This is a genomic window from Bacillus sp. 220_BSPC, assembly GCF_001054655.1.
GTDB classification, from domain to species: domain Bacteria; phylum Bacillota; class Bacilli; order Bacillales; family DSM-1321; genus Peribacillus; species Peribacillus frigoritolerans.
The window spans coordinates 35,251-54,559 of sequence record NZ_JVPL01000294.1 but is presented as its reverse complement, the minus strand read 5'-3'; the positions used below and the strand labels follow the sequence as shown (position 1 = coordinate 54,559).

General features: G+C 40.6%; 17 protein-coding genes and 1 other annotated feature. Of the genes, 3 read left to right on the top strand and 14 right to left on the bottom strand.

What is annotated here, in order from left to right; all coding sequences use genetic code 11:
* Positions 1 to 52 precede the first annotated feature (52 nt).
* From ADA55_RS24455 to hmpA, 6 genes are all read right to left on the bottom strand, one after another.
* Positions 53 to 1,027, bottom strand: a complete 975-nt coding sequence (locus tag ADA55_RS24455; RefSeq protein WP_048688465.1) for a hydroxyacid dehydrogenase — start codon at positions 1,025 to 1,027, stop codon at positions 53 to 55.
* A 188-nt stretch (positions 1,028 to 1,215) separates the two neighbouring features.
* Complete coding sequence (locus ADA55_RS24450; protein WP_048688463.1) at positions 1,216 to 3,150, bottom strand: sigma-54-dependent Fis family transcriptional regulator; 1,935 nt, start codon at positions 3,148 to 3,150, stop codon at positions 1,216 to 1,218.
* Between the two features lie 657 nt (positions 3,151 to 3,807).
* Entirely contained in the window at positions 3,808 to 4,242 is a 435-nt protein-coding gene (locus tag ADA55_RS24445; protein ID WP_081088807.1) for a general stress protein, read from the bottom strand.
* Positions 4,243 to 4,322: 80 nt separating this feature from the next.
* A complete protein-coding gene (locus ADA55_RS24440; protein ID WP_048688460.1) occupies positions 4,323 to 5,570 on the bottom strand; it encodes a glutamate-5-semialdehyde dehydrogenase in 1,248 nt (415 codons plus the stop codon).
* Positions 5,571 to 5,605: 35 nt separating this feature from the next.
* A complete protein-coding gene (gene proB / locus ADA55_RS24435; protein WP_048688451.1) occupies positions 5,606 to 6,694 on the bottom strand; it encodes a glutamate 5-kinase in 1,089 nt (362 codons plus the stop codon).
* A gap of 57 nt (positions 6,695 to 6,751) precedes the next feature.
* Positions 6,752 to 6,966, bottom strand: a binding site (T-box leader).
* Between the two features lie 62 nt (positions 6,967 to 7,028).
* On the bottom strand, positions 7,029 to 8,237 hold the full coding sequence (gene hmpA, locus ADA55_RS24425; protein WP_048688446.1) for an NO-inducible flavohemoprotein: 1,209 nt from the start codon (positions 8,235 to 8,237) through the stop codon (positions 7,029 to 7,031).
* Positions 8,238 to 8,407: 170 nt separating this feature from the next.
* Between hmpA and ADA55_RS24420 the strand changes: the two genes are divergently transcribed.
* The gene (locus ADA55_RS24420) at positions 8,408 to 8,872 is read left to right on the top strand and encodes an RrF2 family transcriptional regulator (protein WP_048688442.1); all 465 of its coding nucleotides are present in this window, start codon (positions 8,408 to 8,410) and stop codon (positions 8,870 to 8,872) included.
* Positions 8,873 to 8,887: 15 nt separating this feature from the next.
* On the opposite strand, the gene ADA55_RS24415 is transcribed toward ADA55_RS24420, so the two are convergent.
* The 3 genes from ADA55_RS24415 to ADA55_RS24405 form a co-directional block, all read right to left on the bottom strand.
* A complete protein-coding gene (locus tag ADA55_RS24415) occupies positions 8,888 to 9,862 on the bottom strand; it encodes an HD-GYP domain-containing protein (protein ID WP_048688440.1) in 975 nt (324 codons plus the stop codon).
* A gap of 84 nt (positions 9,863 to 9,946) precedes the next feature.
* Positions 9,947 to 10,132, bottom strand: coding sequence for a zinc-finger domain-containing protein (locus ADA55_RS24410; RefSeq protein ID WP_034307842.1), 186 nt, complete (start codon positions 10,130 to 10,132; stop codon positions 9,947 to 9,949).
* 5 nt (positions 10,133 to 10,137) lie between these two features.
* Positions 10,138 to 10,809, bottom strand: coding sequence for a ribonuclease H family protein (locus tag ADA55_RS24405; protein ID WP_048688434.1), 672 nt, complete (start codon positions 10,807 to 10,809; stop codon positions 10,138 to 10,140).
* Between the two features lie 211 nt (positions 10,810 to 11,020).
* Between ADA55_RS24405 and ADA55_RS24400 the strand changes: the two genes are divergently transcribed.
* On the top strand, positions 11,021 to 11,434 hold the full coding sequence (locus ADA55_RS24400; RefSeq protein ID WP_048688428.1) for a reverse transcriptase-like protein: 414 nt from the start codon (positions 11,021 to 11,023) through the stop codon (positions 11,432 to 11,434).
* Complete coding sequence (locus tag ADA55_RS24395; RefSeq protein WP_048688425.1) at positions 11,418 to 12,326, top strand: DMT family transporter; 909 nt, start codon at positions 11,418 to 11,420, stop codon at positions 12,324 to 12,326. The genes ADA55_RS24400 and ADA55_RS24395 overlap by 17 nt, the downstream gene beginning before the upstream one ends.
* A gap of 44 nt (positions 12,327 to 12,370) precedes the next feature.
* Here the strand turns inward: ADA55_RS24395 and ADA55_RS24390 are convergent, their stop codons facing one another.
* The 5 genes from ADA55_RS24390 to ADA55_RS24370 all read right to left on the bottom strand — a co-directional run bounded on the left by ADA55_RS24390 (position 12,371) and on the right by ADA55_RS24370 (position 19,233).
* On the bottom strand, positions 12,371 to 12,664 hold the full coding sequence (locus ADA55_RS24390) for a DUF6123 family protein (RefSeq protein WP_048688421.1): 294 nt from the start codon (positions 12,662 to 12,664) through the stop codon (positions 12,371 to 12,373).
* 278 nt (positions 12,665 to 12,942) lie between these two features.
* On the bottom strand, positions 12,943 to 13,818 hold the full coding sequence (locus tag ADA55_RS24385) for a 5'-3' exonuclease (protein WP_048688418.1): 876 nt from the start codon (positions 13,816 to 13,818) through the stop codon (positions 12,943 to 12,945).
* 85 nt (positions 13,819 to 13,903) lie between these two features.
* A complete protein-coding gene (locus ADA55_RS24380) occupies positions 13,904 to 14,731 on the bottom strand; it encodes a sulfurtransferase (protein ID WP_048688415.1) in 828 nt (275 codons plus the stop codon).
* 11 nt (positions 14,732 to 14,742) lie between these two features.
* Entirely contained in the window at positions 14,743 to 15,504 is a 762-nt protein-coding gene (locus ADA55_RS24375) for a nucleotidyltransferase domain-containing protein (protein ID WP_048688412.1), read from the bottom strand.
* A gap of 15 nt (positions 15,505 to 15,519) precedes the next feature.
* Positions 15,520 to 19,233, bottom strand: a complete 3,714-nt coding sequence (locus tag ADA55_RS24370) for a dynamin family protein (protein WP_048688410.1) — start codon at positions 19,231 to 19,233, stop codon at positions 15,520 to 15,522.
* Positions 19,234 to 19,309 lie beyond the last annotated feature (76 nt).

Below are 19,309 nucleotides of genomic sequence, written 5' to 3'. Positions count from 1 at the left end.
GAATTTTCCAAACCTCATTTTTCAGAAAAAACAGATAATTATTAATGTATTATTACATTGACACCCCTTTGGTTAAGGGCTCATTTACAGCCCAGTTCGGTTTCGCGCCAGTAAGAACTTGTTCCACCTGCATTGCGGCATGTACAGCCATGCGTACGGAACCTTCCTTCGTCAAAGCGGCATTATGAGGACTGACAATCACATTATCCAATTTAAAAAGTGGATTCCATTTATCAGGAGGTTCAACTTCAAATACGTCTATTCCAGCACCGGCAATCTCGCCTGCTTGCAAAGCGTTTACTAAATCAATTTCCTTCACCACACCGCCCCTGGAAGCGTTTACAAAAAAGGCGGAAGTTTTCATCCAGGAAAACTCACGGCTTCCTATTATTCCTTTTGTTGTTTTCGTTAACGGCAGATGCAGACTAATAACATCAGCGTTTCTGAATACCCCTTCTAAATCTGTTGCTATCTCCAGCTCAGAATTCGGGCTGGCTGTAACATAAGGGTCGTAGCAAATTACTTTCATATCGAAGCCTTCGGAAGCTTTTTTTGCCAGTATTCTACCGATTCTCCCCAGTCCGATAATCCCCAAAGTCTTGCCTTCCAGGTCCATGCCAAAAAGTTGATTACGGATAGCAAAATTCCCGCTGCGCAGCTCTTTATCAGCCAAGCTTAAGTTTTTGGACAATGATAAAATTAATGCCATTACATGTTCCGCTACAGAATTCGCATTCGCCTCTGGGGTATTTGTTACATATATGCCACGCTCTGTAGCGGCTTCGATATCGATATTGTCCAAGCCCACTCCATACTTAGCTATTACTTTGAGGTTTTCAGCTGCTGTAATAACTTCTCTATTTATTACAGCCGTTGATCTCGTTAGTACTGCATCACAACCCTTGATTTCTTCCATAAGAATTTCTTGCGACAAATCAGACCCTACCTTAATATTAAAGCCTTTTTCTACTAAATAACTTTTCCCCTCTTTCTCAATATCTTGAGGAATATACACTAAATGACTCACACATTCCCACCAACCTTTCATGTTAACCTTGAAGGAAAAACCTTTCCTACTACATTGTTTATATACAATTATTGTGCCAAGATAAAAAACATCCGTTTATTCAAGAAAGAAGCCAATTCGTTCTCAAATTAAGAGATAAATAAAGTAATCAAATTGTTTCATAATGAATTATTTTGTTTCAATCCGTTTCAATTTGTTCCAATATTCATATCTTTCATCTTTCTCCATAAAGTCGTGCGACTCATGCCTAACTCAAAGGCAGCTTTTCCTTTATTAAAATTCACCTTCATTAACGTTTGAACAATTCTTTCACGCTCGGATAAATGTATCCCAGGTGACATATCCATCTCTTCGTTTTGGTCCGAAAACAGTATTTTCTTATTACTTTTATTCGGAAAATACATCTCGATATCATACACATCAATTAATTTGTTCTTATAAAGAGCACATAATCGCTCACAAAAATTTTGCAATTGGCGAATATTCCCCTCCCAATTCCCTTCACTTAGCTTTTTCATGGCACTATCCGTGATCTTGATTTGTTTTTGTTCCGAATGACCTTTCCGAATAAAGGCATTCACCAATAACGGAATATCTTCTCTGCGTTCCCGAAGCGGAGGCAATACAAGGTCCAGCACACTCAAGCGATAATACAGATCCTCCCGAAAGTCATTACTCTTTACCATTTGCATGAGATCTTTGTTCGTTGCCGACACTATTCTCACATCAACCGGGATTACTTTATCATCACCGATGCGCATGATTTCACGCTCCTGCAGGACACGCAGCAGCCGGCTTTGCATTTTTGGGGAGATTTCTCCTATTTCATCTAAAAAAATCGTACCTCTATGGGCCAGTTCAAAAAATCCTTGCTTTCCGCCTTTCATGGCTCCCGTGAAAGCTCCTTCTGCATATCCGAAAAGCTCACTTTCCAATAGATTTTCGGGAAGGGCTGCGCAATTAATGGCTACAAACGGGTTATTTTTACGGTTGCTATGATTATGTATGCTTTGGGCGAATATTTCCTTGCCCGTTCCAGTTTCTCCAATTATAAGAATGTTTGAATCTACTTCACTATAACGTTGAGCCGTTTCAATCGTCCTCTTGATTTCCGAACTCCGATACAATATATCATCAAATGTGTACTTCGCCACATGTCCGCGTGAATGAAGCTTTCTAAAGAACTTCCCTTCCATCTCCTGAATGCGGGTAACGTCTTGAAAGGCGACCATATCCCCCACTTTTTTACCTTTTAAAAATATCCCGACTTTTTTTACCGATAATTGAATGGATTGGTAAGCAACGGTATCTTTTTCGTATTCATCGTCGCTTAAAAGCATATTACGAAATTTTCCGGGCCTTATTATATCGTATACAGAATTTCCAATTAAGCTCCCCTTGGAAATGGCTAATATCTCCTGAGCGGCCGTATTGAATACGGATATTTGTCCTTTTAAATCTATTGCAATAACCCCTTCATAGGCATAATTAAGAATCGTTTGGTAACGCTTGGTCTTCTCCTGTTCCCTTCTGCTGACAAGAGCTACTCGTTTCGCCTCAATCAACGCCTGCCGAAATGATTCCTTTCCAGTATCAACCAGAATGGCTCCCAACCCTATTTCTTCGGCATATTTACAGGTACTTAACCCACTTAACACAACCTCACAGCCATCTCTGGCGGCTAAATCCACTAAACTGACTGAGGACTCGATATCATTTAATATATAGGACTGAATTGGCAAATCAACGATATCTGAAAGGTTTTCAACACCATAAATCATATTTAACGCACCTATGACAGCCACTTTTTTATTGCCAAAACGAGCCTTGCAATCATGCAGGGAACGAATGAGGTCAATGCCCTGTACAGGTATATCAACGATAGGAATGAATTCATTGCATTCTTTTAATAGTTTCGTGATTAATCCCCTTGAAATGATTACATCGGCATCAAGCTTCAACTTCCCAATCTTATCGGCATCCTCAACTACCTCCTCTAATACAAACTTCACCGATCCGTTATCATTGTTTTCCGATGCTTCCAACTTGTTGAATTCCTCAAATCTTTCAAAGGCGTCCGTAATATACCCTTTTCGAGGAACAACGAGTTTTATTTTTATCAAAACACCCACCTCCAACCTAAATCATTTTGCTTTATTGGATAAAGCTCAAAGCCTGGTCATACAAGGTCTTGATAGTTCGAGTTAGCTAAGAATGCCTTAGAGTTTTTCAAAGCCAGAATATGAAAAGTTAATGCCTTAAGTACGCATGAGATTAATTCCCCGTTTTATCAAGATATTCCATCTTTCACTTTTAAAAATAAAAAACCCTGTTATCGTGGGTTTTTTCATTACAAGGATTTCGATTGGTATTAAATATCACAAAAAGAATGGTCATTCAATTCTTCTCAATTAAACTTGCTTTTCATCACTGGTAACGCTTTTTAACATTATAATCAGTATAATGATTCTCAAAGGGAAAATCATCATGAATAAAATATCTATAATTTCTTAAAGTGGCATCGGCTTCTGCTTTTTCACCATAATCCCCCTCCCTTTCTCGCTAATAGGACTATATTCCTTTATTCTTCATACCAATGTGGAATTCCTTTTGATTTTATCGTTAGTGACAATAAAATTAGCCTACAAACAGATTAACCCCGTTCAAGAATCCTGAACGGGGTTTTTCAATAAATAAGAGCTGTTTAATTTTGAGTTTTTATGGAGTTTAGTTCTCAAACATCATAAGTCTGTTCATTCAAGGTGGTTTTACTTGCAAACTTAAAAAGGGTCGGCTATGACAAGGATTTTCCCTGCTTTAATATCCTCCATATATTGATCGACTTCGGCTTCCTCCAGTCCAATGTCCAATAATGGCTTTCTCAATCCGCCTGCTCCCGATGCTGCCCCGGCTGCCGCTCCCCCAAAAGTGGCGAAAATCGGTCCTGCTGCCAATATCGGACCTATTCCTGGTACGGCCAATGCACTCATTCCAATAAGCAGGCCTGTCAATCCGACAGCTCCGCCGGCTGCTGCCCCAGCTACTAATCCATCAGTTTTTGCCGGGCTGACTTCCTCGGCTTCATTTGGTAATTTATCGATGTTTTTTGCCAATACTGATATTTGATCGGATGTATATCCTTGTTCCTTTAAGTTTTCGACTGCTGAAATCGCTTCATTTTCATTTTCATATATTGCTATAAACCTCTTGTCCATGGTATCTGCTCCTTTAAAAGTAATGTATTATACAATACCCTTAATTGAGTTTTAATAACCTTCCATGAAAGAAATGAATCCTATTCCCGGATTTGCCCCTGGCCATAAATGAAGTACTTGCTTGATGTTAATGCAGGTAAACCCATTGGTCCGCGCGCATGCAGCTTTTGTGTGGAAATGCCGATTTCTGCGCCATAACCAAATTCAAAGCCGTCGGTAAATCGGGTTGAAGCATTGTGATAAACGGCTGCGGCATCCACTTTATTCAAAAATGCAGAAGCATTTTGTTCATCCCCCGTTAAGATTGCTTCAGAATGCTTGGAACCGTATCGGTTTATGTGATCAATGGCATCGGATACACCTTTTACAGTTTTCACGCTGAGTTTTAAAGCCAGGTACTCAGTTGACCAATCTTCCTCCGTAGCCGTTTTCGCTCTCGGAAAGGAGCTGCAAACCGCTTCATCTCCATATAATTCAATACCCTTTTCGTCCAGGAGTTCCAGAATACGCACTCCATTTTCTTCAAACCATTTTTCATGGATCAGAAGCCCCTCAATAGCATTGCATACGGATGGGCGCTGAGTTTTACCGTTTAAGACAATTTTCTCGACCATCGTAATATCTGCGGTCTGATCGATGAAGATATGGCAATTGCCTGCACCTGTTTCAAGGACGGGAACAGTGGACTCCTTAATGACCGTTTCAATTAAATTCTTTCCGCCGCGGGGAATCAAAACATCTAAATACTCATTAAGATGAAAAAGTTCCTTAGCGGTTTCACGACTTGTATCCTCGATCAACTGAACAGCTTCTACAGGGATTTCCGTATTCTCCAATGCTTTATGAATGGAAGAGACTAGTGCCATATTGGAGTGTTTGGCTGACGAGCTGCCTCTTAAGATGACAGCATTCCCCGTTTTCAAGGATAATGTAGCAGCATCGATGGTCACGTTAGGCCTTGCTTCATAAATCATTCCGATTACCCCGATCGGCACCCGTTGCTTTTTAATCAATAAACCATTCTCTTTTTCAATCGTCTCCAATTGTTCCCCAATCGGATCATTTAAATCGATTAGAAGCTCAATGGCCGCTGCCATGTCATCAATACGGTTACCATTCAACATAATTCGATCTAATATAGACTCGCTGAGACCTTTTTTCCTGCCATCTTCCAGATCCTTTTGGTTTTCCTTTATCAAAAAATCTTTATCGATAATAAGTTGTTTCGCAATTTTCCCAAGAGCCTCATTCTTCTTTTCCGTACTCAATCCGATTAGCTGATAACTGGCTTTTTTGGCTGCCTTTCCTTTCGCCGTCACTTCACTCATTTCTAAACTCCCCCTTTTTTCTTGAAATTGATTTTTTATGCTTTCACCCATTTATCACGATGAATAACTTCTATGGAAGTGATTATAAGCTCGGATGTCCTCTTTCCCATCGCCTGTTTTAATTCTTCGTCGGAATAAAGGACCTCACCCCGCCCTAATAACCCATTTGCACCAAAGACTTCGACAACATCGCCCTTATTGAAGACTCCTTTAATTTCATAAATTCCAGCTGGCAGCAGACTGCTGCCATTTGAAACTAAGGCCCTTTCGGCACCTTCATCAACGAAAATTTTCCCGGATACTTTTGAATGAAGTGATATCCATTGTTTGTTTTTCGTTACCGTCGTCAAGAGATCATTCCCAATATACGTGCCATCACCATTGCCTTCAAGGATTGTTAGAAGTTTATCACTCCCCAAACCAGAACCGATGAATACTTTCACCCCTAGAGACAATGCCGTTTGCGCTGCAATCAGCTTCGATTTCATCCCACCGGTTCCGACATTGGAACCTGCACCTTCTGCCATTTGCAATAAATCATCCGTTATTTCGGATAGCTTATCAAATCGTTTAGCCCCTGGATTTGTCTGTGGATTGGAATCATAGAGCCCATTAATATCCGTTAATATGATCAAGTTGGACGCGTGGACTAATCCGCTTACCAAGGCGGATAGCATATCATTATCACCAAAAGTCAACTCCTCGACCGATACTGTATCATTTTCATTTATGATCGGAAGGATGCCGCGTTCAAGCAATTCCATCAATGTCGCATAGGCATTTTTATATCTATCCTTTTTCGAGAAATCTTTCCTTGTTAATAAAATCTGCGCCGGAATGATTCCAAAGTTCCCTAATTGTTCCATATATGATTGAATCAATAGGCTTTGCCCCACCGCTGCAGCAGCTTGTTTTCCTTTGAGAGTGACAGGTCGCGTAGGATAGCCGAGCTTGCGAAAACCTGTCGCTACAGCACCAGATGAAACAAGGACAACTTCATGCCCCGCTTTCCTTAACGCTGCCACTGCCTGGATATGATCGGAAAATTTGTTTTGGTCGATTTCACCTTGTGTATTGGTCAAAGAACTACTTCCTATCTTTACAACGATGCGTTTCTTTTCCATCGATTACTTCCTCCAATAAATATCTAAGACATGAAAAAAAGCCCTTTTCATCCTCGAAATAAGGACGAAAAGGGCTGCTCTCCGTGGTACCACCTTCATTGAATGCAAGTTCATGCATTCCACTTTGCCTGATAACGCCAGGATTTGCGCCTATGTTTTGCATAGGACTCAAGAAGCAGGTTCTGCGCTTTCCTGTCGCGGGTCTTCCAGCAATCGACGCCGCTCTCTGTCACAGTGATTCTCGCATACTAATCTTCTCTCAACGTTCATTGTTTTAATATAGTATGCAAAATTATCTTCTTGATGTCAATAACATTCCTGCGATGAATGATCCTTATAAAGCGATTGCTGGGCCGAAGAACTCATAGTGAATTTTATCCGTATCTACCCCAAGCTCTTTCAGGTAAGTGATGATGGCCTTCATGAAAGGCACAGGGCCGCACACATAATAATCAGCCTCAGGTTTAACAATACTGCTCAATAATTCCTTATCAATATACCCTTCCTTTTCAAAATTCGGGAGGTTCTTATCATCCTCACTCGGATTTTTAAAGACAAAGGATAATTGATAGTTTGTAAGCTTGTGTCCTAGTTCTGTCAGTTCCATTCTGAACGGCTGTAAATGGCCATTATCTGTTGCATGAATGAATTGTACATCACGCTCAGGTGTTTGTTCAGCTACCGCATGCACCATGCTCATGTAAGGCGTTATGCCAACGCCTCCGCTCAAGAATACTGCTGGTGTTCGTTTATCCAAGTCGATGGTGAAATCACCTGCAGGAGCCGTTACGTCAATACTGTCACCCATCTGAATGGATTCATGCAAGTAGTTAGAGACCCTACCATCAGGAGAGGTTCCCGGCTTTTCTTTTTTAACGGAAATACGGAAATAATCTTTTCCCGGAACATCAGATAAACTATACTGACGGTTGAATAAATAGCGTTCACCCGGTATTTCAATCCGAACGGTAATATATTGTCCTGGAAGAAATGCCGGAACCTTATCTCCATCTGATGGCTTTAGATAAAAGGATGTGATTACTTCACTTTCCCGTACTTTTTCCACCACTGTGAATCGTTTGAAATCAGACCATCCGCCGACCTGATTGGAAGCTTCGTCGTACATTTCCTTTTCGATGCTAATGAAAACATTCGCAATGACTCCATACGCCTCTCCCCAAGCTTGAAGGATTTCTTCTGTAGCCGAATCTTGTAACACTTCTTTGATTGCACCTAATAGGTGTTCTCCAACAATCGGATAATGTTCGGCTTTGACTGCAAGGCTTCTATGTTTTTGTGCTATTTGCTTCACGGCAGGTAAAATCGTTTCTAGTTGATCTATATATTTAGCTGCAGCCAATACCGTGTTGGCAAGTGCAGTTTGCTGGCGCCCCTTTTTTTGATTGGCATGATTGAAAACATTTAATAATTCAGGATGTGCTTCGAAAAGATTTTTATAGAATACAGTTGTGATAGTTGTACCATGCACTTCTAATACAGGTACGGTTGATTTGATAATATCGATGGTTTTCTGGGATAGCATAGGTAAACCCCTTTTCATAAACAAGTATTTTGAATACAGGTTTATATTAGAACTTAAATGCATTAAAAGCAATATTTTTTATACATCTTTTCAGATAATAAGTTTTCATGTTTATAAAATGTTCACATTTATGATATAGTCAAATGGGGATAGAATGTGAGGCGATAAACATGAGGTTGACGAGTTATTCCGATTACTCACTTAGAGTGTTGATTTACCTGGCTACCCACGACCAAAGCAAATTATCAAATATCAAAGAGATTTCTGAAGTATATCAACTGTCTAAAAATCATTTGATGAAAATTGTTCATAATCTAGGTAAATTAGGCTATATTGAGACGATACGTGGAAGAAATGGCGGTTTCCGGCTTGCAAAATCACCCGCCGAAATAAATGTAGGGGAACTTGTGCGGAGAACCGAAGAAGATTTTTATTTAGTGGAATGTTTTAAAGATCACGATAACTGTGTGATTTCTCCCGTTTGTTCATTGAAATTTGTCCTTAACAATGCCTTGGATGCTTTTTTAAAGGTCCTTGATCAATATACGATTGCAGACTTCAGCGAAAATAAAGTAATGCTCAAAACCTATTTTGATTCGGTAAAGCAGAATGACGAAAAGCCCGATTTTTTATAATCGGGCTCTTTTTCATTAACCGATGATTCGTTCGATTTGCCATTCTTTTTCCATTCGTAAATCTATGATCTCTGTACCGGTTTTCAACAAAGCTTTAAGGGGATCGTATGGATCGATCATGATGATCGTCCCGTTTCGTCCATTGGTAAGGGTGACTTCTTTTCCGACTAAAGTGGACATTAATCGGTTTACAAACTCCATTAGGATCTCAGGATTGAATTTACCGAACTTATCGCTGTTCATTTGCTCAATCACCTTATAAAACGGCATGGCCCGATGATATACACGATTTGAAGACATCGCATGGAATACATCGGCTATTGCGACGATTTTCGCATGATGATGGATATCATTCCCCATCAGACCATGTGGATAGCCTTTCCCATCTTCCCGTTCATGGTGCTGAAGGGCTGTTAATGCAATCGATGGTGGGATTCCTGGGATACTTTTAAGTAATTCATAACCATAAATGGCATGGCGTTTCATTTCTTCATATTCTGCCGCAGTCAGTTTACCCGGCTTTTCCAATATACTATCCGGAATCCTTGTTTTACCCACGTCATGCAGTGTGGCTGCCAGTGTCAGTGCTGAAAGGTTTTCTTTCGATAATCCAAGCTTCATCCCTAGATAAGTGGCAATGATCCCGACACCGATATTATGCTTATAGGTGTACTCGTTATTTGCTTGCAGCTCTTCGAAAAGGTAATAAACATCAGGATTCTTTGCAGCTTCTGCAATGACAGGTGCAACTTTTGCTTTAATCAATACAATCTTATCAAGCTGTATTTTTCCTTCATTTCGTATATCTTGAAAGATGTTTTTCAATTGAAGCGAAGCTTCGTTGATTCTTTCCTGAATATTTACGTTAGGTCGTGCATGATCTACCGTTAAAGAAGTTGCATCTTTTTTCAATTCTTCCCTTATGAAATCAATTCTGGGTATGGTAAGAGGCGTTTTCGCATTATATAGTTTCCCTCTTCTATTTTTCATTGCTCTCACACTTTTCTCTATTTTTCACCTATAATACCATATCCTTCATTGCCTTGTGTCTTTATGAAAGCAATTTTTGGGCACTTAAGTTCGGTCACTAAGTTCATTGCCAAGCTGTTTTAATTTTTCACCAACCGTGCATTCTGAAATACAGAACTGATGGGCATACGTACGCCCCTTCTCTTTTCGAAAATGCTTTCTTAAAAAACAATCTTGGCAAAATGAAGCGAGAACATCTTCCACTTCTTCATATATTTTTTTCCTGTTCATTGTTGTTATGGCTCCTTTGACCCAGCAATTTCTATTTTACTGAAAATGGCTTTTCCTTGCAGTGCAAGTGTGGCCAGGCGATCGGCTTCCTGGTTTTCCTTTCGAGAAATCGGCTTGCAGACAGGATTGATCTTTAATTTATCCAGTTTCGCTTCAATGCGGTCCAGCCATTTATTTAAGTTTTCTTCCATACAGGGCCATTCACCGGAAAGTTGATTTAAGACGACGAGAGAATCCCCTTTAAAGACACAGCTTTGATGGTGGATTCCAAGTTCGTCCATCTGCCTGACCGCTTCATGAAAAGCCGCATATTCAGCTTCATTATTGGATTCGAATTGCTCCAATTTCACATTGGTGCGTAACCGCCAGAACTTTTTTCCTTGACGATAATAAATGGCAACACCAATTCCTGCCACCTTTTCATCTTTTTGAAAACCTCCATCAAAGAAAACCGTCACATCCTGCGGTTCTTCCTCAATTTCCGTCAGGAGTTTCTTTAACTCCTTCTTGGTCCATGTTGTATCGAATTCATCCTTGAATTCCACTTCTTTCAGCCTTCCTGCCTTTTCAAGATCTTCCGTAATGACCAGTGCAGTCCCGGCATCGAGCCAATCCGAAACGAAATCGGCAGATGGTTTTTTTGAAGCTTGATATGTCCATTGCATAATTACCTTCAAAGATTTCCAGCTCCTTATCCATTCACGATTCATGCAGAACAGCTTACAAATTTCATACCTTTTTTTCGTCATACCCTTTATAATATATTGTAAGCATTTTAATCACTCTTTTTAATTATAGTTCCCATATCAGCCTGAAATTCTCATGTTTCAATCTTAATTTTAAATGAAACGTAACATTTTAACAGTTAAACTCGAGGAGGAGCATATCTTGATCGAAGTGTATATTGATGGTGCCAGTGCGGGCAGCCCAGGGCCTAGCGGTGCAGGTGTTTTCATAAATAATAACGGTGTGGTCGAGAGGCATTCCTTTCCTCTTGGGAATATGGAAAACCATGAAGCGGAGTACCATGCCTTAATCAAAGCATTGGAGATTTGTGTGGCCAATAAGTATCAAGTCGTTTCTTTTCGTACGGACTCCCAAGCCATCAACCAGGCCATTGAAAAAAGATTTGCAAAAAATAAGTATGCCCTTCTGCTGGAACGGGCTTTAAAGCTTTCCGACGAGCTTGATTTATTTTTCATGAAATGGATTCCAAATATCGAAAATAAGTCCGCGGATGAGTTGGCGAGACGGGCCATTCGATTGAATAAGGCTGAGGAAATTCATGAACAAGACAGCTGATTTTTCGTTATTATTCGTTGTATTCATCTGGGGCGTCACTTTTGTCATGGTCCAAAATGCGCTGTCTTTTCTTGACCCCTTCACGTTTAATGGCGTCCGTTTTTTCATGGCGTTCGTATTCTTGCTCATCCCTTATTTATTGACTCTACACAAAAAGGGGAAAAACGGGAGCAAGGGCCTTTTTAAAGCTGGGTTTCATATTGGTGTATGGCTTTTTCTCGGTTATGGGCTTCAAACGATCGGATTGAATTATACAACGCCTGCAAAGACTGGCTTTATAACAGGATTAAGTGTTGTCATGGTACCTGTTTTTTCCCTGCTGCTATTAAAGCATAGGCTTTCCCGCAATACAATAATAGGTGTCGCAGCCGCAACCATCGGACTTTATTTAATGACTTTCGCTGACCGCTCCAATTTGAATATCGGTGATTTACTGGTATTTTTATGTGCAATCAGTTTTGCCATGCAAATCATCACTACCGCTAAATATGCCAAGACCCTTCCCGCTTTACCGCTGACGTTGGTTCAGGTTTCCACCGTATCTTTATTATCATTTGTTTCAGCTTTCATTTTCAAAGAGAATCATTCCGTCATCTTCAGCTCAGAGGTCATGTTACAGAAGGATGTATGGACTGCTTTATTGGTTACGGCAGCCCTTGCCACGGCGTTCGCCTTTTTCGCACAAACCTTCTTCCAAGCCTATACGACACCTACAAGAGTGGCGCTGATCTTTTCAATGGAACCGGTTTTTGCAGCGTTATCCTCATACATATTGATAGGGGAAAAATTGACTTCCGCTTCCATCATCGGCTGCGCATTCATATTCTTGGGAATGATTTTTGCAGAACTGCCTGCTAAGAAAAAGAAACCGGTGACACAGGGGTTTTCTTGAAAAGCCCAATAAAATAAATCGGACTTCCAGTTACGAAGTCCGATTTATTTAAGTAGCCCCTGTTCTTTTGCAAACGATACCGCTGCACTACGCGTTTCAATGCCATTTTGTTTTAAGTTTTCCAAAAAGGAGATATAAAAGCTGCCATCAAAATTCTTTTGTACCTTCAATGTCAACTCTATTGCTGCATTGACTAAAATATCACTTGCATCCGTGTAGCGCTTACCAAAATAAATAAAACCAATCGCGTCATTACCAAAAGTGAATCCCTTACCCTCTAAAAAACTAACATACTCTTCAGTTGATTTCGCCACTTCTGCATCCACTCCATACTTCATGCCTTATTTTCATCTTACCGTATATAAAAGAATTTGACTATCCATTTTTCGACAAAAAAATCATCGTACAAAATAAAGGACCTCCCATTAGGGAGGTCCCAGACTGTACAATTTGAACGTTGATTGGAACGTAGGGCACTCGTTTTTCGCGGGCGGTCCGCCCTCGGCGCAAGCGCCTGCAGGGTCTCCCTTCAACACGCGGGCTAGTAGAGCCCCAATCTCTTAAATTCAGGCGAAAATTTAAAGGGAATTTCAAAAGGGGAGCTCCCCTTTTTTGATTAGATCATTCGCAGTAAAGTCCTGAATTCATGATCCCTAGCCAGATTTTTGACCTTTTCGCGATCATACTGATAGACCGCATCGTCCAAAGGACATGAAATTGGTACATCACATTTTATTTCTGCTAGCTTTCTGGATAAATGAAGCATATCGACAGCGGATTCAATTTTAGCCCGTTGCCCATTCGTCAATGAAGCAACATTTTCAAGAATGCCTTCGATACTTTGATACTGTATCAATAATTTCAATGCTGTCTTCTCCCCAATTCCTTTAACCCCGGGATAGTTATCAGCTGTATCACCCATTAAAGCTTTTAAATCGATCATTTGCCTTGGTGTAATCCCTTTCCACTCAAAAAAGCTATCGGGATTATGCACCTCATAGTTACCATACCCTTTTTTTAACAATAGTACGGAAATGTTTTCATCTATTAACTGAAGCATATCTTGATCGCCAGTCAATATACCCACTCGGCTATGCTGTGCAGATGCTTTGGCAATTGTTCCGATACAGTCATCCGCCTCATAACCAGAGAGTCCTATGTTAGGGATATCGAATGCTTCAACCGCTTTTTTCGCTAAGTCGAATTGAGGGATCATTTCGACTGGAGCTTCTGATCGATTCGCCTTGTATCCATCAAATAATTCATTTCTGAAAGTCTTGCTGCCCATATCCCAGCATACCGCTACATGACTGGGTGAAAAGTGATTCACCGCCGTCAGCATATGCTTCAAAAAACCTTGAACGGCATTGGTCGGGATGCCTTTGGAGTTAACCATGAATTGACCAGTAACGGCCGTTGCATAAAAAGCTCTAAATAAAAGCGCCATTCCATCGACAAGCATAAAGGATGGATGCTGCTCATTTTCTTTCATTAACACATTATCACCTCTATCATGATGTACTTCCATTTTAACATAACTGTCCCTTTTTTTAAGGATCGTTTAATTGGAAAAAATATTATTCAATTGGATTATCATCATACGAGATCCAGTCACTGAAACTGCCAATATAAATCTTCACATCTTTAAAGCCCGCTTCTTTCAGGGCGATATAATTGGGTGAGGCCGTTACACCTGAACCGCAGTACACAATGATTTCCTTATCTTTACCGATGCTTGTGAAATTCGACTGAAGATCTTCCTTCTTTTTAAAATAGCCATTTTCCAGAACGTTCGTCCACACCTTATTTACTGCACCAGGTATATGGCCGGCTTTTTTATCAATTGGCTCCTCGATTCCCTCGTAGCGCTTAGATTCCCGTGAATCCATTAATACGATATCGTCAGGTCTATTCAAAGTGTAATCCTTCACTTTTCGAAAAGATGCAAAAACGTGCTCATTTAAATCGATACGATATTCGGTTGGCATATAATTCATTTGAATCGAGTCAATCGGATAGCCCGCATCCCTCCAGGCGCGATATCCCCCGTTCAGGACAAAGACTTTCTGATGCCCAAGGTAGCTTAGCAGCCAGACAAACCTGGAAGCAAAAGAACCTTCCCCGCCATCATAAGCGATAAGTACAGTATCGTTGGTGATTCCATTTGATTCCAGTTTATCTTTAATGGTTTCCAGGTCAGGAAGAGGATGTCTTCCGCCATGTTCTTGAACCTGACCCGATAAGTCCTTTTCAAGATCGAAATAAACAGCGCCTGAAATATGGTCTTTTTTGTAATCATTATACCCTGCGTCAGGAGAGCCTAATTGAAAGCGGCAGTCACAAATTCTGATATCTCTAGAATTCAACAACGGCAACAGCTCTTCTTTTTCGATTATAAAACTCATCTCATATCCCCCTATTCCAAAATGCCCCAAATTAATTCATTAAGTTCCATTTCCATGTTCTTCCCTTGATGTAGCCTAGTTATCTCATTCTTTATGGAAAGTGATTTCCCTTCTATTAGCGAAAGATTATTTTCACTTTCATTGTTGCTTATACATTCTTCCATTTGTTTTGCTTTAAATATCCGAGTCATCCTGTTTTTCATTCCTTGATCCGTTGAAACCGTATCAAGTAATTCCCATACCGATAATGGTGGCAGCGAACCCCGTTGGATGATATATTCAAGGGTTAAATACGAACGGTATACTTGTACCCATATTTTTAGCTCTTTTCTTTCGGAACCCCTTTTTTTTGTCAATTGTTGAAGATTGTCGCTCATCATCCGATAGTAATGGTGCCCCAGTGCCTTTTTGGAATAGCAATCCGCTATCAAACCAGTCATCTTCCTATAATAATCCGGATGAGTTATCAACCTGATAGGTGACTGAAACAATTCAAATAGAGCAGGGTTACTCTTTAAGGTAAGTCGGGATGATTTAAAGAGATCCCAGCCTTCCATGTCAAATAGGCCTTCTTTCACTTGAATGACTTCAACTGGCTGACTCAAGCTCAAGTATGATCGCTTATCATTATGAACATATATAAACCGAACATCGTAATCCGATTGGACCGATGATAAACCAAAAGAATGGCTGCCAGTAACAGCAGCCATCAATATGGTTATATCCTCATTCTTTTCCAGGTATCTCAAGCGTGAAATAAGGTTTTCTTTCATGAATGAACCTCGTTTCTATTTCGAATGCATTTTAGCCAATTCCGCTACAGCATTTTCATAATACGGTAAATCAACCGTTTCCTCCAATGCTGCACGTAACCCTGCAAAGATATCCGATACTTCCGTCTTAAACTCTTTTTGAATCGCGAGTAACTCTTGATCGAGGACTTCATTATACATTTCGTAAATCCGCTCACCCTGTTCTTTTGCATATATAAGGGCAGGTTCATCCAAACGCTTCTGAAGACCTTCGCTCATTTTCGCTTTTTCATTCTTTTCAAAGAAAGATTTTGGATTCTTGAATAATGCCAATTCCTTTTTGAATTCCCCTGTATCCAATTGGGCAAAAGCTCCAGTGAATTCAAGGGATTCCCTCTCATTGGGTTCATATGGCTGTAATGAAAGGGTTCTTCTTATTTTTTGCATTTGCTGAAGCAAACTGCCCTGTTTCTCATTCAGTAATTTATTTACGAACATTTCCGTCCTTAAAGCCGTAGCCCGCATTTCCTGGGCAAGGTCAAAGCCTAAGGCATCCAATAAGTTCTTCATCGATTGCTTGAGGACAATTTTCAGATCGCCTCCATCATCTTTTAAAACAGCTGGATTGAACGATTCTTTGAAGAAATCATTAAACCGGAAGAAGACCCGTTGTTTACTATAGAAAGTCAATTCGTCTATCTCTTTTTTCAACCGTTGCTTTTCGGCATCCCCTTTAATGACTGAAAGGAGTTCCGAAATGGCCTGTGACTCATGAGAAAGGGTCTCCAGGGCTTTTCGTTTCGCTTTCTCATCCTGTCTGGAAGCTGTAATTACATCTCGTAGCAATTCTTCGGTTCTTTTTACAGCCGCTTGAGCCGATTCAATCGCAAGTCCAGTTAAATCGTTTTCTATGAAAGAATCGAATTGGCCTTGGAATTCCATGATTCCGCTATTAGGAAGGAATGAATGCTTAAACGAACCAGGCGTTTGTTTTTCCATCAACGCCCCCTTACTCGTAAGCGGGAACAGTTTTGGAAAACGGATACCGAATCCATTCAATTGATCTGTGACATAATCCATCACTTCGTCCAATTCGTCAGTCGTTTGTGCCAGGTCGACGGCATTGACGATGAAAAACATCTTATCCATAGCGAAAGAATCTTTCACACGTCCAAGCTGTATCAGGAACTCCCTGTCTGCGCGGGAAAATGGATGATTATAATAGGTCACAAATAGGATGGCGTCCGAATTCTTAATATATTCGAAAGCTGCTCCTGTATGGCGTGCATTTATCGAATCGGCCCCAGGTGTGTCAACAAGGACCATCCCCTGCTTTGTCATTTCACAGTCATAACGCAATTCGATCAGATCAACAAGACATGACTTGGATTCTTCCGCAGCAAACCGTTTAAATCCTTCAAGGTCTACCGTAACCACATTTCCTAAATCATTTTGGTACTCGGGAAGCCCTTGATGAAACGCCCTAAGAAACGATAAATGCGTTTTACCCTTATCAACTTCCCCTGCCTTCGCAATGATTTGCCCTGCTAGTTGAAGTGCTTCATCCAGAGTCTTTGCCGATTTATCAAAAGCTGCCAATGCCAGGCTTACATCTTCCAACAGCATCGCTTCGGTCTTTAATTTGACGGTTGCCGTTCCATGTGGATGCTCAGCGTCCGAAGACATGATTTTGTTGATTGCGGCAGTTGTCGGATTTGGTGAGACAGGAAGGACGCTTTCTCCCATCAAAGCATTGGCAAAGGAAGATTTACCCGCACTGAATGCACCGAAGAGGGCAACCGTGAACGTCTGTTGTTCCAAGCGATTTGCCTTCTCTTTCAATTCTTTATAAAGCGATTGAAACCCTCTCAGAGGTTGGATCAGCTCGGCCGCCTGTTTTAAACTCGCTGCAGTTTCCATCAGCTTTTCTTTTCCGCGTAAATCAGTAGCATCAGATGAAGAAACAGTCACGGAAGGTACAGCTTCCGTGATTTCTTTAACATGATCACTTACAGATTGTTCGTTGACGGACCTTGAATTACTTACTTTATCGGTTGTCATGATTTTGACTGTAATATTTTTTTCCTCTTCATTCCATTGAGTTAACAGCATATCGATTTCACGCTCATCGACTAATGATTCAGTTTGATGGGCAATGGCCTCTAAACGTTCCGTTTGGTACTCGATTTCCGCGTTCATCGCAGCAGTAACTTTAAGAGCTTCCGCAAATTCAGAAAAACCTTCAAGTTCCTTATCGATGGACATAGACTGCTGTTCCACTATTCCTTCCATAACGGTAACCATATCATTCAAAAATCCTTCTGATACATCACGTGCTTTCTTTTTGATCGCTGATGCCAAATCATTCGTATAGTTTAAAACGTATTCACCCGTAATATCGACTTGAGGCTTCAAAGAGTTTTTTATGTAAGATTCCGTTACCTCGATTTGAAGTGCCTGAGCCTTACTTTCAAGTGTTGAATCGTGGATTTCCGCTTGATTAAGCGTTTTTACCGCCAGTTCTTTAAGATGCCATTCAAGCTGGGTTTTCACCTTTTCTTGTAGATCGCTCAAGAACGCCTTAATACGTGCCTCACGTTCGGCATCCGTTTTTTTCTTGGCAAATAATAGACCCATTTTAAAGTCCGGCTGAGCCGATTCCAAGAATGATTTACCTAGGTCCCGTGTTGCCGCAGGCATGATGTATGCGCCTTTTAAAATGGTTTCCAATGCATCGGCATATTGGCCCTTGATTTCCTCTATGCGTCCAGTCAATGATTTTTTTTCTTTCAATAGGCTGTCCACCTGATTCGTCAGGTGTTTCCGCTCTTCATGAGGCAGTTCTGATAGTACTTCAAAATCACCGGCATGTTCCTCTTCATACTGCTCCTTCAGCCAATTAAGATGTCTTTCGACAAGGGCATTAGCCGATTGCATGATGGCATCTTTCCCATCATTTAAACCTTTGCCCGCCATGTCATATATGAATTGCTTGACCACTTCTATTTCATTTTCGGTATTGTTCAAGTCTCTTACGGATGTATAAAAAATACCATCAGGATATACATTCCAGTTCGCAAAAGCTTCAGAAACGGAAAGCTTGAAGTCTTGAAATCCAAGCTCGTTCTCATCATGCTTATCGATCATATTGATAATTAAGTATGTCGGTTTTTCAGCCTCCAACAATTCTTTCGTGAATAGGAAGTTGACTTCTGATTGGACGTGATTGTAGTCCATGACATAAAAGACGACATCAGCTAGATGCAGGGCAGATTCCGTAGAAACTCTATGTGCATCGTCTGTCGAATCGATTCCTGGCGTATCCATGATCGCACATGAATCCGGCAGTGAAAAATCATTGGAACTTATCGTTATTGCCGATACTGAATCTCCATCCTTGGCAAATTTCTTGACCTCTTTAAAATCATAAGGTGCAGGAAATAAGACTGGTGGCTGATGATGGTAAAAGACTTTGGCATAGTCTTCCCCTTTTTGTACCTTTACCGTATTTGCACTCGTAGGAATCGGACTTGAAGGCAATACTTGATCACCAAGGAGAAAGTTGATCATACTAGATTTCCCCGCTGAAAAATGCCCGCAAAAAGCAATGATGAACTCCTCATTATTCACTTTCATGATTAACTGTTTCATTTTATCTGCATTGCCTGTATCACCTGCCGATTGAAATTTCTCATACATGGCAGTCAAAATTCCCAATTTGGACTGTTGCTTTAATGTTTCTTGAATCATGAATCCATACCCCTTAATCTATCGTCATTTTGATATTCTTATTGTAAACGATTTCGTTTGTTATTCATACCGTCCC